The sequence below is a fragment of the Dokdonella soli genome (assembly GCF_039523175.1).
Lineage (GTDB): Bacteria > Pseudomonadota > Gammaproteobacteria > Xanthomonadales > Rhodanobacteraceae > Dokdonella_A > Dokdonella_A soli.
Genome location: NZ_BAAAEU010000010.1, coordinates 58,646 through 72,794, shown reverse-complemented (window position 1 = coordinate 72,794; position 14,149 = coordinate 58,646). Strand labels below are relative to the sequence as shown.

Genomic DNA, 14,149 nt, shown 5'->3' with positions numbered 1-14,149 from the left:
TGCTGATAGCAATGCGGCAAGCGCGTCGCGCAATGACGCGCGGTAGCTGACGACCGTTCAGTTCTCCACGTGCACGAGATCGAGACGGCTGCCATCTGGCAGGCGCAGTTCCAATGCGGACTGCAGGCTCGCCAGCGCCCGCAAACGCGAGCACAGGCCCATGGCGCGGACTTCCAGCTCATTGCTGCGCTTCTGGACGAGGCGATCGATGTTCTTGTCGATGTTGCTGGCACGCGCCTCGAATTCGGCCGCGCCCTTCTCGTCGCCACTGAGCGCGACGGTCACCGCGCGTGCGGCGACGGTACCGGCGATCTCGCCGGCCAGGCTGCCCGCGGCATCCCCGACTAGGCGATCGACGTCGGCGCCCTGCCAGTCGGAGAAACCTTCGGTGGCATCGATGCGCTGATCGAGCTCGTGCGCGGTGCGCGCCATTCGCAATGCGCTGGCACGCGCAGCGTCGCCGTCCTTGGCGAACGCGGCCGAGACCTCGCCGACCGCTTCGAACGCGATCGCGACGGCGGCGTGCGTGATCGCCTTCACGTCCGGCAGCGCATCGCGAACGCCGTGCTCGATGTCGCGCAGGCGCTGGCGATCGCCGGCGCTCACCGCGATCGCACGGCCGTCGACGCGCAGTGAACCATCCGCGATCACCACGTCGGCCGGATGGCCGGACCCGCGCGTGAACACGAGGCGATCGGCTTCGATCTTCAGTGAGTAGTCGCTGTGCAGGTCGCAGCCGGCGTGCCGGATATCGGCATTGGCATGCGCTGTCGAAGCGCAGAGCGCCGTCAATGCGAACAGGGCAATGGAACGATTCATCGCAATCCTCCGCTCGAAATGCTGGCGCTTGGATGCGGAGAATCGCGGTTTGGTTTAGGCGTCACACGTGCCGTGCGTCGGGGTGAAGCACGGCACCTGCTGAAAGTCATGACACGGCAACGCCCTGCCGGCCTAGCCGCCGGCGCGCACGTTCCCGTTGTGCTTCTTGCGGTAGATGCGACCGCTCTGCCGGTTTTCCGACCGCTGGATGCGCGCCTGCTCGGCTGCCCCGACGCGGCCGTCCGCACCCGCATTGGCTTCCTTGCGATCGACCCGGGCCTGGCCGTGCTCGAGCGTGCCGACCTCGCGGTTCGTCAACTGTCCCGAGCGCACGCCCTGATTGATGCGCGCCTGCTGGTTGACGTTGCGCTGCACGTCCGCCTGCATGCGCTCCGATGACGCGGAACCCGGATTTCCGGTGACGGCGTTGTGCTTGTCGCGGTAGATCGCGGCGCTCGCATGGTTCTGCTCACGCTGGATCCGCGCTTTTTCCGCAGCCGAGAGAGTGCCGTCACGCATGTCGCGCGCTTCGGTGTTGTCGATGCGTTGCTGCTGGCGCTCGAGCGTGGCCGCTTCGCCGGTGGACAACTGACCGGACTTCAAACCCTGCTCGATGCGCTGCTGCTGGTCGGTATTGCGCTCGGTCTCGCTGGCGGCGCTCTGCGCGTGCGCGCCGGCGCAGAACAGAAGGCTCGTCGCCAACGCAAGAAGAGTGTGTTTCATCGAAAGTCTCCTGCAACGCCGGCAGCGGGATGCCGCCGGGATTGCAGGCAGGAACGCGGCAGACGGGCTCCGGTTGACTCCGGGCCCGTCTCGCCGCTGAACCGGAAGCGACGTCAACGCTTCGCCGGGTCCTCGAACAACGCGTGATAGACACCGCCGCCGAGCGCGCCGCCGATGATCGGCGCGACCCAGAACAGCCAGAGCTGTGAGACCGCGAGGCCGCCGGCGAAGAACGCGACGCCGGTCGAACGGGCCGGATTCACCGACGTGTTGGTGACCGGAATGCTGATCAGGTGGATCAGGGTCAACGCGAGGCCGATCGCGATCGGCGCGAAGCCGCCCGGCGCGCGGCCGTCGGTCGCGCCCATGATGATGAACACGAAGAAGAACGTCATCACGATCTCGCAGACCAGCGCGGCCTGCAGCGAGTAGCCGCCCGGCGAATGCTCGCCGTAGCCGTTCGAGGCGAAGCCGCCGGCCGCGTCAAAGCCGGTCTTGCCGCTCGCGATCAGGTACAGCACGCCGCCCGCGGCGAGTGCACCGACCACCTGCGCGACGATGTATGGAAGCAGGTCGCCCACCGGAAATCGTCCGCCGGCGACGAGACCGACCGACACCGCCGGATTGAAATGCCCTCCCGAGATATGCCCGACCGCATACGCCATCGTCAGCACGGTCAGGCCGAACGCGAGCGCGACACCCATGAAGCCGATACCGAGGCTCGGGAAAGCCGCGGCCAGCACCGCGCTGCCGCAACCACCGATGACCAGCCAGAACGTGCCGAAGAACTCGGCGCCCAGACGTTTGCCGATGGACATGATCTACCTCCCGTAGTTGGCGTGCGGATGAATACCGGAACGGCGCAACACGAGACCGGCGCACCGCCTCGGCGAGCGCATCCTACGCTGGAAGCCGCCGTCGGCGACGGCGGAACTGCAACGTTCGGTGGCGCAGGCTCAGAACGAGCGCACGCGTCGCGGCTTCAGCAGCGTCGCCATGCCAATGCCGGCGAGCAGCCAGCCGCCGAACTGGTCGACGAAGTCGCCGGTCAGGAACGGTGTCGAGAAGCCGTACCAGATCCATTGCGGAACCGAGACCGACAGCCACGCCGCGATGCCGATCACGACCATCGAGGCCACGCGGCGACCGAAACCGCCGCCGAGTTGCACGAGGATCAGTGCGCCGAACAACGCGGTGAGCACGCTGGCGAAGAACTGGCTGACGAGCTGGCGCGGCGACATCGCCTCGCCGCTGTTGGGACGGTAGACCAGCAGTCCTGATGGACCACCGGCCAGCTTCTGCCGCCAGGCCTGCTGCTGGTCGGCCGGAACCTTGCCGCTCATGTCGATCCACGGGAACGCATACATGCCCGGCTCGGCGAGGTTGCTGCCGAGCGTGGACAGCACGGCAGCCTCGTTCGGGATCGGCTTCAGCGCGTCGCGATCGAACGGCAGCACGATGTGCGTAACCGCGCCCCAGACGAACATCAGGAAGCCGCCGAGGATGGCGGCCAGGACGATACGTAGCATCACGTTGACTCCGCTTCCGGGCGCCGGCCCGACGAAGCCGGCATCATACGCGTGCGCGGCGGTCGCAGGTCACGCGCCGCCGCATCGCGAACGTCTACTTTGCCGCCGGCGCGACGGATGGCAGCGGCGCGTTGGCGGTCGCGTTGTCCTGGTTCTCCTTGAGCCAGAGCATCGAGGCGTGCACGCGTTGATAGCCACTCGGATGGTCGTAGAAGAACGTCTCCTCGAGCGGACCGGGCCGGATCTTGCGATACGCGGACAGGCGCATGGCGGACATCGCGAAGCCGTTGGGCTCGCGCGCGGCGTTGAGGCCGAACGCATCGGCTTCTGCTTCCATCTGGCGCACAATCGAATTGGTCAGCGGCGTGGCCAGGAAGAAGAACACCGACAGGATCGCGATCGCCAGCGGCAAGGCCGCGGGATCGCCACGCCCGCGCAGGCCGAGACCTCCACCCCAGCGCGCGAGCAACGCGTCGAACACGCGGTGCACGACCCAGAATCCGAACACCAGCACGAGCGTGAGATAGACCGTTCCGCGCAGGCCGTGGTTGAGCACGTAGTGGCCCATCTCATGGCCCATCACCGCCTTGATTTCGGGCAATGAGGTCTTGTTCAACAGATTGTCGTTCAGCGCGACGCGGGTGGTGCCGAGGAAGCCGGCCACGTTCGCGCTGATCCGCGTGGTCTGCCGCGACGCATCGAACTCGACGACATTGGTGGTCGGGATCTGGTTCGCGCGCGCCATCGACAGCACCGCATCGTGTACGGCGCCCTCACGCAGCGGCTTGTAGTCATTGAACAGCGGTTCGACGAACACCGGCGCGAGCATCATCAGGAACAGGATCACGACGAACGCACCGCTGCCGGCCCAGATCCACCAGCGAGCACCGGCGCGGCGCACTGCCGCGTACAGCAGCGCGAGCAGCGGTGGCACCAGGATCGCGCTGACCATGAGACCCTTGAGCTGATCGCCGAACCAGCCGCCGAAGGTCTGCGTCGCCAGACCGTATTGGTGTTCGCGCACGAAATCCGCGTAGATCGAGAGCGGCAGGCCGAGCACGAAGGCGACGAGCACCCACAGCAGCGCATAGATCATCGTCTGCAGCCATGGCCGTTGACTGAAGCGTTCGCCGATATCGCGTAGGCGTTGGGAAATGCCCGCGCGCAGCAAGACCGTTGCGACGACGAGGCCATACAGAAGGCCCCACAGCTGCAGCCAATAGCCACCCTCGAAATACGCGTTCGACGAGGCTCGCTGCTCGGGCGAGAGCAGGTTCAGGTAGGCCTCGGTCGCGCGGTCCACATCGAAGTTCGGCCCTGGTCGGGCGGCGTCGGGAATCTGCAGGCCCGGCGGCAGGTCGCGCGCGGATGGGGCCTCTGCATGCACAAAGGCGACTGCAACAAGCAACAGGATGACCACGGCAAAGCCGCGCAGGACATGCTTCATGTTGCTCCCCTGATGGACAGATGACGGCACAGGCCGGCAGCGTCATGCATCGGAGGGCGCCGCGTCAATGTCCAAAAAGTAACGGGGCCGCGGCCTGCACGGCCGCGGCCCGCTGGAAGCTGCCGAGCTTATTTCGACTTGCCGGCTCGGCTGATCGTGAAGCCGCCGAAACTGATGCCGATATCGACGCCCTCGCCGGCACCGGCCAGCGCGAGCGATACCGTGCCCTTGGTCAGCACCTGTGCGGTGCCGGACTTGACTGCGCCGATGCTGGCTTCGCCCTGCGCATAGGTGCCGAGCACGTCCTCGATGCTGTGCACATCGGTGAACCTGCCGGTGCCGTTGTCGATGTGCGACTTGCCGACGGTCAGGCCGCCGCCCTTGGCGCGGATATTCACGCGCATCGACTTGCCGTTCTCGCAGGTCACCACGCCGTGTCCTTCGGCGCGCTTGTAGATGGCCGCCCAGCCGGTCAACGAGAACCTGAGCTTGCAGTCGAGATTCGCCTCGGCAGCCTGTGCCGCGCTCGGCAGGCCCATGCTCAATGCCAGGACAGATGCGATACCCAAACCCGCCAGATAGCGATGTTTCATGCCAGCCTCCCATCGTTGTTGTTGGGGGAAGTACTGTCGGCGCGACAAGCTGAACGCAACCGGACTTTTGTATCATCGGGGTTATCGCGCCCGGCCGTCCCGCCCTGCTGGTGCGTTCACAGCACATGGCTTCGTCCAGCGCAGCACGGCCCGCCAGCGCTCCAGCTTGGCTGCGCGCGGAATCGATGCGTTCGCCGGACTCGTCGATGGCAGCGCGAGAATCTCGACACGCAGCGCCGCCTGCGTTTCGATTCGCGGCGCAATGCGGCGCGCGAACACCTGCTGTGCCTTCGCACCATTGAGGGCGATCGCCGTGATCGTAGGATGGGCGTCGAGCAGCCCCGGGATGTCGTTCGCGATTTCACTGCCGACGCGAATGCTGCTGTCCAGACTGCCGGAGCGCTCGCAGTCTCTGAGCACATCCCAGATGCCGATCCCAACCGCATGCAGGCGCGCAATACGTTCGGCGTATGGCAACTCCGGGCCGGCGTCGAACAGCTCACCCATGAACGGCCAGAACAGGTTGTGCGGATGCGCGTAGGACTGGCGCATCGCGAGCGAGCGCAGGCTCGGCACGGTGCCGAGCATCAGAACGCGGCAGTCCGCGCCGACCTGCGGCGGAAAGCTCGATACGCGCGCCGCACGCGCAGTCATCGTTTCCTGCGCCTGCGGACCGGCAGCGTCCGCGCCGCGCAACCGCTGCGCGGACACCGCCTGGCGCGCCGATGCTTCCCTGCTCAACCCTGCGCCTTCTTGAGCGAGGCAAGATCGGCCAGCACCTGCTTGGAATTCTCCTTCGGGTCGACGTCCTTGTAGCGCTTGGCGACGTTGCCCTGCGGATCGACCAGGAAGGTTTCGCGGCGCGCGTAGCTCATGCCCATTTTGGAAGTCAGTACGCCGTAATTCTTCGCGACCGACTGGTCCGCATCCGACAGCAGGCGGAACGGGACGTGGTACTTCTCGGCGAACTCGGCGTGCGATTTCACGTCGTCGAGGCTGACCCCGAACACGTCCGCACCGGCCTTGCGCAGCGCGATGATGTCGTCGCGGAACGTGCAGACCTCGGTCGTGCAGCCGGGCGTGAAGTCCTTCGGATAGAAGTAGAGCACGATCCACTTGCCGCGTTGCTCGGCCAGCGTGTGCCAGGCGCCTTTCTGGTCCTGCAGATGGAAATCCGGCGCGGCCTGGCCGACCGTCGGGCCGTTCTCGACGGCATCCGACGCCGCGAACACCGGTATCGCAAGCAGCGCGAGGAGCAGCGCAAGGACAAAGGCAATGCGTTTCATCGGGAGATCTCCGTCGAGGGTGGACACCGTCGCGTGACGCGACCGCAAGTTGCGTGCAGTCTACGCCCGCCGTGCCGGAAACCGGCATTCACGGCAAAATCATTCAGGCGCCGGCCGGCATCCTCGGGGCGCCCGGGCTTGGCCCGGAGTCCCACAAGGCGGGAGCCATGGTCCTCAAGAATCTGTACCACGCGCGCGGCAGCGACGGAAAAGATTACGAGGTCCACGTCTACGTCGAGCCGGCGAGCCATTCGAACGCACATATCGAACGGCTCGTCAAGATCTGTCTCGCCGACGGCAGCGAGCTGCGTGTGCTCTCGAAACGCCGCTACGAGATCGTAGCGACCGGCGTTACCCTCGAAGCGCATGATCCCGATGCGATCTAGCGAAAACCAGCGCGGCTCCGCTCGTAGCAGGCGATGAACTCCTCGACCGGCGTACTCGCGATCAGCTGCCCGATCGCAGCCAGCGGAAGATCGTCGAGCGTCCTGAAGCGCACGCAGGCCTTGCCCATGTCGAGTTTCTTGCCCGCGTCGGCGAACGCCTTGCGCAGTGCGGACTCCTTCGCAACGTCCATTGCGATGCCGCTCAAGTACAACGAATAAGCGTTCTTCTGCGCGGCGAACGCTACGTAGTTCAGCGGCTGGCCGTTGTAGGTCGCGGGATAGCGCGCGAGCGGCACCTCGTAGCTCGGCATGCCCCAGTTCATCGCCTCGACATATCCATCGGGCAGATGTTTCCGGATCAGTTCGCGCAGCGCGGCTGCGACCGCACGCCGTTCCGCCGGCAAGGTTTGCAGGTAGGCCTCTGCGTTGCTTGCGGCACTGCTCGGCATTGTTGCGTCACCTCTTCTTCGCCAGCGGCGGGAACTTGCCCGGATCGAAGCCGCCGACCTCGAACACCAGCGTGCGTGTGCCCTTGCCCTTCTCGGTCACGTCGATGCTGATTTTCTGCGTGGCGCCGAGTCGGGCAATGAACGCCTTGTCGTCGCTGATGAACAGCGCCGGCTCGCCGGTCGGCGGCAGATAGGCCTTGATCTTCGTCGGTGGCTGGTCGTCGAAGCGCGCCGCGAGACTGCAGGTGCCACGGCATTCGAAGCCCTTGCCGCTGCCGAACAGATACGCGCTCTGGCCCCACGCGGAATGGCGGCGCAGGATCAGGCGCACGCGATCGCTGTCCGCCGCGTCGCCGCTGTAGATCGATGCGGTGTTCTGGTCACCGCCGGACTCCTTGCCGGACTGGTAGATCCACAACCGCTCCAGGCGCCGATGCGTGGTGATCGCGGTCGCCTTCGCGGTGGCATCGGACAGGGTTTCCTGCACCTCCTTCGCCGCCGGGCTGGCCGGGTATTTCTCGACAATCTCCTTGCCGATCGGCGCGGCGAGCTCCCAGGACTTCTCCTGCAGCAACTTGCGGTAGAGATCGAGCGCCTTGGTCATTTGCGCATCCGCGACCGGCGCCGCAGCCGGTGCCGATGCGGGCGCGGGAGCCTGCTGTTGCGAACATGCGGCCAGCGCGCTCACTGCGAGCAGCGCGAACGAAATCACTCGATTGCGGACGGACATCGGATCGTTCCTCGACGAACAGACGTCCATCCTACCCGCACGGCGAAGCCATCACGAGCGCCGGCATGGATCACGACCCGCGTTGCGCTCGTAGGTCGACACGCGCTCGTCGCGCGCGTGCCCGGCACGCCCGATCGAGCCGCCGGCCGCGAGCCGCTTGCACACTTCGGAACGCGGCAGCGAAACGGCTGAAACCGCAGCCGACGTCTTGCCGCGTTGCGACTTGCCATGGCCTCGTCGCGGAGCGGCGCCGTGCGACGCGTCGACGGGAATTGATTTCGGGCACGCCGAATGCCGGTAGAAGACCTCGCCGTTGTCGGCGCGACATTCGTAGGACATCGCTTCGGTCGCGCGGGCGCCACTGCGTCGCGATCCGCGCGTCGCGACAGCGCGCGCGGGCTTCGTGTCGGTGGCCACCCTGTACTCCGGCGACTTCGCCGGCGCAGGCGCCTGCGCGAGTTCGATCTGCGACTCCTGCTGCGCGCCGGCGCAGGCATGATCCTGATACGCGACATGACCCGCCCCGTCACGGCATTTGTAGACCGACGCGGTGTGCGCGCCGTGTGCGATGCCGAGCGTCGCCAGCAGAACGATGCTGCCAAGCCATTCAATCCGTCGTCCACTGAGCCGGCGCATGACGTGTCTCCGGTGATGGGGAGGCCATCATCGTCAGCACTGCACTTTGGAACCATCGCGAACACGACCGCCGTCGTGTAGGAAATCAGCGCGGCGGTTTTCGATCAACGGGGGTCGGTCGACGCGAACTCGGCACGCACCGCGGTCGACATCAGGCGCTTGATGAGCCAGCCGAACAGCACGCAGAACCCAAGCGCCATGATCGCACTGAATGCCAGGATCGCGACCGTCATCGCACGGAAATCCTTCGCGAAACCGTCCGGCGCCTGAGCGAGCGGCGCAAGGAAGGCCGGCATCATCAGGAACTGCATGACCAGCCCGGCCAGCTGCCAGGCGATGCCAAGCCCCAACAGCGCGATGAACACCCTGCGCGCCCACTCGTGACGTCGCAGCAATCCGATCGCCGCGGCCAGCGTCAACGTGGACACCATGAGGAATCCGGCGAAGAGCCAGTCGACGTGCCGCATCAAAAACGACGCGGCCCCCGGCATGCCCGCCGGTTCCGGAGCGCTGCGCATCGCCGCACCCATCTCGCCCCGAAGCATGAGATGCAGCATCACGTTCTGCATCACGCCGATCAGGGTCGTGAATGCGGACAGCGCGATGAACACCCATGCGAGCACGCTCACGAACGACGAACGCGGCGGCGCGGCCGGAATCAGCGGCGTCCCGCTTCGAATGTCATCTGCATTCCCCATTGCGCCCCCGAACGCCTGCGTCATGGTCGAGCGCCCTCAGGGCGCGCTCATGGCTCCACGTTTTAGCACCGAATGGCCCACGCGGCGAACACGGCACCGGTAGTAGCATCGCGAATCCGGACGCGAAGCACACCGCGCGATGCGCAAGTTCATCCACATCGACATGGACGCGTTCTACGCGTCGGTGGAACAGCGCGACGATCCGTCGCTGCGCGGCCGACCGGTCGTGGTCGCCTGGCGCGGCGCGCGTTCGGTGGTCTGCGCGGCAAGCTACGAGGCGCGCACGTTCGGCGTGCGTTCGGCGATGCCGGCGGCGCGCGCCGAACGCCTGTGTCCGGATGCGGTGTTCGTACCGCCGGATTTCGTGCGCTACAAAGCGGTGTCGAACCAGGTGCGCGGGATCCTGTTGCGCCAGACCGACCTGGTCGAACCGCTGTCGCTGGACGAGGCCTATCTCGACGTGACCGAGCCGAAGTCGAATCTGTCCTCGGCGACCGCGATCGCGAAACTGCTGCGCGCACAGATCCGCGAGGAAACCGGACTGACTGCCTCGGCCGGCGTCGCGCCGGCGAAGTTCCTGGCCAAGATCGCCTCGGACTGGCGTAAACCGGACGGCTTGTTCGTGATCCGCCCGGAAGAGGTCGACGCGTTCCTCGCGCCGCTGCCGGTCGCGCGCATCCATGGCGTCGGCAAGGTCATGGACGGCAAGCTCGCCGCGCTCGGCATCCGCATGGTCGGCGAGCTGCGCGCGTTCGACGTACATGCGCTCGAGGCGCGCTTCGGCCGCTACGGCCGGCGCCTGTCCGAGCTCGCCCATGGCATCGACCGCGGCGAGGTGAAACCGGACCGGCCGACGCAATCGATCTCGGCCGAGGACACCTTCGCGAGCGACGTTCCGCTCAGCGCGACCGAACCGATGATCCGCGAACTCGCCGCGAAAACCTGGGCCGCCACGCAGCGCACCGAGCGTGTCGGCCGCACCGTGGTGCTCAAGCTCAAGACGCGTGAATTCCGCGTCCTGACGCGCAGCCGCACGCCGGACAGCGCGCCGCGATCGGTCGGGGAGCTGACCACGATCGCGCTCGACCTGCGCACGCAGGTGAATCTGCCGGCAACGACCCTGTACCGGCTGGTCGGCGTCGGCTTGTCCAACTTCTTCGATCCGGATGACACACCGGTGCAGTCGGCGTTGTTCAATTCCTGAACTGCAAGCGGGTTCAGGCCTGGAGTACGCGCCGGTCGTATTCGTGATTGACGCCTGCGCCGGAACGCAGATCGTCGCGATAGCGCGCCTGCAACATCACGTACTGCTTGGCCAGGCAGTACACCTGCTGGATCTGCTCGGCCGACAGCAGATGCACACAGCGTGCCGGATTGCCGACCCAGAGTTCGCCCTCGCCGACGATCTTGCCCTGGGTGACGACGGCTCCGGCACCAATGATGCTGTGACTCTTGACCAGCACTCCGTCGAGCACGATCGCGTTCATGCCGATCAGGCAGGCGTCCTGTACGGTGCAGCCATGCAGCACGGCGCCATGTCCGATGCTGACGTCGTCGCCGATGGTCAGCGCGAAACCGCCGAGCGTGTATTGCGCGTCGTGAGTCACGTGCAGCTGCGCGCCATCCTGGATGTTCGAGCGGGCACCGATGCGGATCACATGCACATCCGCGCGCACCACGGCGCACGGCCACACCGAACTCTCGTCGCCGATCCGGGCTTGTCCGATCACTTGGGCGGCGAGATCGATATAGGCAAGCGGCGAGATGTTCGGAGCAAAGCCGTGGAATCCACGTATGTTGTTCACGGCGAGACTCCCTGGAAGTCTTGCCGTGTCAGCTTGGCGCAAGGCAATGGCGCTGCGAAAGCTGCCGGATCTTGCAGGTAGGCCGATCGCCTGCCTCGCCGCGGTCCGCCCTGATCAGCAGGATGCAGCGCGCTGCCGCAACCCGGTCATGCGCGGCGACAGCGTATCGACAGGAGCCGGGGCAGCCGCGCGCGAGCCGCGCACCGTGAGCGCCACGCCACTGATCGCAAGCACTCCGCCGGCAATCACCAGCGCGCCGAGCGTCTGACCCAGCCAGAGCCAGGCGAAGAGGCTGACGAGCAGCGGCTGCGCGTACAGGAAGCTCGACACCGTCGAAACCGGTGCGCGCGACAGCGCCCAGTTCCAGGCCAGGTAGCCGAGCACGGTCGGCGCGATGCCGAGATAGACCGCACTGGCGATCTGCGGCGCTGACGCAACCAGCAGCTTCTCGGGCAGATGCAGCCCGAACGGCAGCAGGCCGAGCGTGCCGGCAAAGATGCTCAGCGTGGTGAAACCGATCGGTGTCGTGCGCGCGAGCAGCGGTTTCTGCCAGACGAAATAGACGCTGGTCGCGAGCACCGAGACCAGCACCAGCAGCGCCAGCGGCTCGAAGCGCATCGCGCGGCCGGAGCCCAGCGTGACCAGCAGCGCGCCGGCGAACGCGATCGCGAGACCGATCGCCATGCGCACGGTCAGCGACTCGCCGAGGCGCAGTGCCGCCAGCGCCGAGGTGACGCCGGGCGCCAGCGCGATGATCACAGCGACTGCACCGGCGGCCACACGCGTCAATGCGTAGCCGAACGCGAGCTGGTACACGGTCATGCCGAGCAGGCCGAGCAGCGCGACCGCCGGCCAGTCACGCCGCGGCGGCAGCCGGATCATGCCGAGCGCGACCGGCACGGCGAGGATCAACGAGGCGACACCGAAGCGCAACAAGGCGAGCTCGGGCGGCGAGAACGCGCTCAGGCCATAGGCAAACGCGGCGAACGCCGACGACCAGATCAGCGTGGCCAGCGCTGCCGCCAGCAGCGGCAGCGCACTCGCGTTGTTCCTGAGCGGGATATTCATGACCTGCCTCACCAGTAGACGTGCCCATTGGCCGACGAGACGTTCCAGCTGGGACTGGCTGCAGCCTCGCGCATCGATTGCGGACGCGCGGCGGCGATCCGTTTCGACCCTTCGTTCCGCGGTGCCCCGAAGATCGCGGGCCACGCGATCGGCTGCACCGGATAACCGTGCAGGTTCAGCAGACCATTGGCGATGATGTTCAATTCTTTCAACACGGCACTCGCTCCTCTGCTTGCGGTGATGTTGCGTAGGCGAGAAGATAGGCCGCTTTAATGGGATCCTGTAGCGATATCTTTGATAGGTAGACTTGAGGAATATCGAACATGGAACGCGTGCCGCTGAACGCCCTTCAAGTCTTCGTCACCGCCGCACGCGCGCAGAACATGACGCGTGCGGCGGAACGCCTGCACCTGACCGTCAGTGCGCTGAGCCATCAGGTACGCACGCTGGAACAGCGCATCGGCTTCACGCTGTTCGTGCGCGGTCCGCGCGGCCTCAAGCTCACCGCCGAGGGCGCGCTGCTGCTCGATCGCGTCGCGTCGCACTTCGATGCGATCGAAACCGCGCTGCGACCACTGTGCGCGCGCCGCGACTGTGTGCTTTCGCTGAGCGCGTTGCCGTCGCTGGCATCGAGCTGGCTGGTACCGCGCCTGCCGCGCTTCGTCGCGCAGTACCCGGACTTCGAATTCAACCTCGACTCGTCGATCGAGCGCGTCGACTTCGCCGACGGACGTTTCGACGGCGCGCTGCGCTACGGCCCGGGCAACTGGGACGGCGTCAACGCGGAACTGCTGTTCGAGGAATGGCTGACGCCGGTGGCGAGCCCGGCCCTGCTCGCCGGTCGCGAGCGGCCGCGCCTGGACCAGCTCGGCGACTGGCCGCTGCTGAGTCCGGAAGATCCGTGGCCGCGTTGGTTCGAACAGTTCGGCGGCAAGGAACCGAAGCGCTATGTCGCGACCTTCAGCGATTCGGAGACCCTGCAGCGCGCGACCGTCGAAGGCATGGGCGTTTCACTCGGACGCGAGACGCTGATGCGGCCACTGATCGAGGGTGGCCGCCTCGTCGCGCTGTTCCCCGAGCGCATGAAGGCGCGCTACGCGCACTACCTCGTCTACCCGCAGCGCTCGCGCGAACACGCGGGCTTCAAGGCATTCCGCGCCTGGCTGCTCGACGAGGCTGCCGCATTCCGTGACGCCGCCGATGCGGCCGACACACAGCCATCGCGCCGCAGGCGCGTTGCCGCAACACCGCGCAACCGCGACTCCTTGCGCACCGACATAAGGAAATCGCAATGACGCTCGTCGTCCATCATCTGAACAACTCACGCTCGCAGCGCGTGCTCTGGCTGCTCGAGGAACTCGGCGTGCCCTACGAGATCGAGCGCTACCAGCGCGACGCAGAGACGATGCTGGCGCCGGCATCGCTGCGCAAGGTGCATCCGCTCGGCAAGTCGCCCGTCGTCACCGACGGCGATCTCGTGCTCGCCGAATCCGGCGCGATCGTCGAATACCTGGCCGACCGCTACAGCGAAGGCCGTTTCGCGCCGGCGCCGGGAACGCCCGAGCGTTTGCGCTACGCATACTGGCTCCACTATGCGGAAGGCTCGGCGATGCCGCCGCTGCTGCTGAAGCTGGTATTCCAGCGAGTCGCGAACGCGAAGATGCCATTCTTCGCGAAGCCGATCGCGAAAGGGATCGCAGCGAGCGTCTCACGCCGCTTCATCGACCCGCAGCTCACGCTGCATCTCGATTATCTCGAAGGCGAACTCGCCAAAGGCCCGTGGTTCATCGGCGCGGACTTCAGCGGCGCGGACATCCAGATGAGTTTTCCGGTCGAGGCCGCGGCCACACGTGCCGGACTCGATGCGAACCGGCCACGGCTGTGGTCATGGCTCGAGCGCATCCGCGCGCGACCAGCCTACCGGCGGGCGCTGGAACGCGGCGGTCCGTATGCGCTGGCCGGCGACTGAAGGATCTCAAC

General features: G+C 66.4%; 19 protein-coding genes. 4 read left to right on the top strand and 15 right to left on the bottom strand.

Annotated elements, in window-relative coordinates:
• Positions 1-57 precede the first annotated feature (57 nt).
• The 8 genes from ABD002_RS10950 to ABD002_RS10915 form a co-directional block, all read right to left on the bottom strand.
• The gene (locus ABD002_RS10950) at positions 58-819 is read right to left on the bottom strand and encodes a DUF2884 family protein (RefSeq protein WP_343790902.1); all 762 of its coding nucleotides are present in this window, start codon (positions 817-819) and stop codon (positions 58-60) included.
• A gap of 132 nt (positions 820-951) precedes the next feature.
• Positions 952-1,542 (bottom strand): hypothetical protein, encoded by a 591-nt coding sequence (locus ABD002_RS10945; RefSeq protein WP_343790899.1) that lies wholly within the window; start codon positions 1,540-1,542, stop codon positions 952-954.
• Positions 1,543-1,655: 113 nt separating this feature from the next.
• Positions 1,656-2,360 carry an aquaporin Z gene (gene aqpZ / locus ABD002_RS10940; protein ID WP_343790896.1) on the bottom strand — a complete coding sequence of 235 codons (705 nt, stop codon included), beginning with the start codon at positions 2,358-2,360 and terminating at the stop codon, positions 1,656-1,658.
• A gap of 138 nt (positions 2,361-2,498) precedes the next feature.
• A complete protein-coding gene (locus ABD002_RS10935; protein ID WP_343790894.1) occupies positions 2,499-3,071 on the bottom strand; it encodes a hypothetical protein in 573 nt (190 codons plus the stop codon).
• Between the two features lie 94 nt (positions 3,072-3,165).
• Entirely contained in the window at positions 3,166-4,518 is a 1,353-nt protein-coding gene (locus ABD002_RS10930; RefSeq protein ID WP_343790891.1) for a M48 family metallopeptidase, read from the bottom strand.
• Between the two features lie 128 nt (positions 4,519-4,646).
• The gene (locus ABD002_RS10925) at positions 4,647-5,111 is read right to left on the bottom strand and encodes a hypothetical protein (RefSeq protein WP_343790888.1); all 465 of its coding nucleotides are present in this window, start codon (positions 5,109-5,111) and stop codon (positions 4,647-4,649) included.
• Positions 5,112-5,192: 81 nt separating this feature from the next.
• Positions 5,193-5,852 (bottom strand): DNA-deoxyinosine glycosylase, encoded by a 660-nt coding sequence (locus tag ABD002_RS10920; RefSeq protein ID WP_343790885.1) that lies wholly within the window; start codon positions 5,850-5,852, stop codon positions 5,193-5,195.
• The gene (locus tag ABD002_RS10915; RefSeq protein WP_343790881.1) at positions 5,849-6,397 is read right to left on the bottom strand and encodes a peroxiredoxin; all 549 of its coding nucleotides are present in this window, start codon (positions 6,395-6,397) and stop codon (positions 5,849-5,851) included. Before ABD002_RS10915 ends, ABD002_RS10920 begins: the two co-directional genes overlap by 4 nt.
• A gap of 71 nt (positions 6,398-6,468) precedes the next feature.
• Between ABD002_RS10915 and ABD002_RS10910 the strand changes: the two genes are divergently transcribed.
• Positions 6,469-6,783 (top strand): hypothetical protein, encoded by a 315-nt coding sequence (locus tag ABD002_RS10910; RefSeq protein ID WP_343790879.1) that lies wholly within the window; start codon positions 6,469-6,471, stop codon positions 6,781-6,783.
• Here ABD002_RS10910 and ABD002_RS10905 read toward each other — a convergent pair.
• The 4 genes from ABD002_RS10905 to ABD002_RS10890 form a co-directional block, all read right to left on the bottom strand.
• A complete protein-coding gene (locus tag ABD002_RS10905; RefSeq protein ID WP_343790876.1) occupies positions 6,780-7,232 on the bottom strand; it encodes a DUF1801 domain-containing protein in 453 nt (150 codons plus the stop codon). The genes ABD002_RS10910 and ABD002_RS10905 overlap by 4 nt on opposite strands.
• Positions 7,233-7,239: 7 nt before the next feature.
• Positions 7,240-7,962 (bottom strand): hypothetical protein, encoded by a 723-nt coding sequence (locus ABD002_RS10900; RefSeq protein WP_343790873.1) that lies wholly within the window; start codon positions 7,960-7,962, stop codon positions 7,240-7,242.
• 51 nt (positions 7,963-8,013) lie between these two features.
• Positions 8,014-8,598: a DUF4124 domain-containing protein gene (locus tag ABD002_RS10895; RefSeq protein WP_343790870.1), complete on the bottom strand. Its 585-nt coding sequence runs from the start codon at positions 8,596-8,598 to the stop codon at positions 8,014-8,016.
• Positions 8,599-8,702: 104 nt separating this feature from the next.
• On the bottom strand, positions 8,703-9,320 hold the full coding sequence (locus tag ABD002_RS10890; protein WP_343790867.1) for a hypothetical protein: 618 nt from the start codon (positions 9,318-9,320) through the stop codon (positions 8,703-8,705).
• Between the two features lie 115 nt (positions 9,321-9,435).
• Between ABD002_RS10890 and dinB the strand changes: the two genes are divergently transcribed.
• Positions 9,436-10,500: a DNA polymerase IV gene (gene dinB, locus ABD002_RS10885; protein ID WP_343790864.1), complete on the top strand. Its 1,065-nt coding sequence runs from the start codon at positions 9,436-9,438 to the stop codon at positions 10,498-10,500.
• A gap of 13 nt (positions 10,501-10,513) precedes the next feature.
• Here the strand turns inward: dinB and ABD002_RS10880 are convergent, their stop codons facing one another.
• From ABD002_RS10880 to ABD002_RS10870, 3 genes are all read right to left on the bottom strand, one after another.
• The gene (locus tag ABD002_RS10880) at positions 10,514-11,101 is read right to left on the bottom strand and encodes a gamma carbonic anhydrase family protein (RefSeq protein ID WP_343790861.1); all 588 of its coding nucleotides are present in this window, start codon (positions 11,099-11,101) and stop codon (positions 10,514-10,516) included.
• 114 nt (positions 11,102-11,215) lie between these two features.
• Positions 11,216-12,169 carry a DMT family transporter gene (locus ABD002_RS10875; RefSeq protein WP_343790858.1) on the bottom strand — a complete coding sequence of 318 codons (954 nt, stop codon included), beginning with the start codon at positions 12,167-12,169 and terminating at the stop codon, positions 11,216-11,218.
• An 8-nt stretch (positions 12,170-12,177) separates the two neighbouring features.
• Positions 12,178-12,384 (bottom strand): hypothetical protein, encoded by a 207-nt coding sequence (locus ABD002_RS10870; protein WP_343790855.1) that lies wholly within the window; start codon positions 12,382-12,384, stop codon positions 12,178-12,180.
• Between the two features lie 108 nt (positions 12,385-12,492).
• On the opposite strand from ABD002_RS10870, the gene ABD002_RS10865 reads away from it, so the two are divergent.
• Together ABD002_RS10865 and ABD002_RS10860 are read left to right on the top strand one after the other, a co-directional pair.
• Positions 12,493-13,464 (top strand): LysR substrate-binding domain-containing protein, encoded by a 972-nt coding sequence (locus ABD002_RS10865; RefSeq protein ID WP_343790852.1) that lies wholly within the window; start codon positions 12,493-12,495, stop codon positions 13,462-13,464.
• Positions 13,461-14,138 carry a glutathione S-transferase gene (locus ABD002_RS10860; RefSeq protein WP_343790849.1) on the top strand — a complete coding sequence of 226 codons (678 nt, stop codon included), beginning with the start codon at positions 13,461-13,463 and terminating at the stop codon, positions 14,136-14,138. The genes ABD002_RS10865 and ABD002_RS10860 overlap by 4 nt, the downstream gene beginning before the upstream one ends.
• Positions 14,139-14,149: the final 11 nt, after the last annotated feature.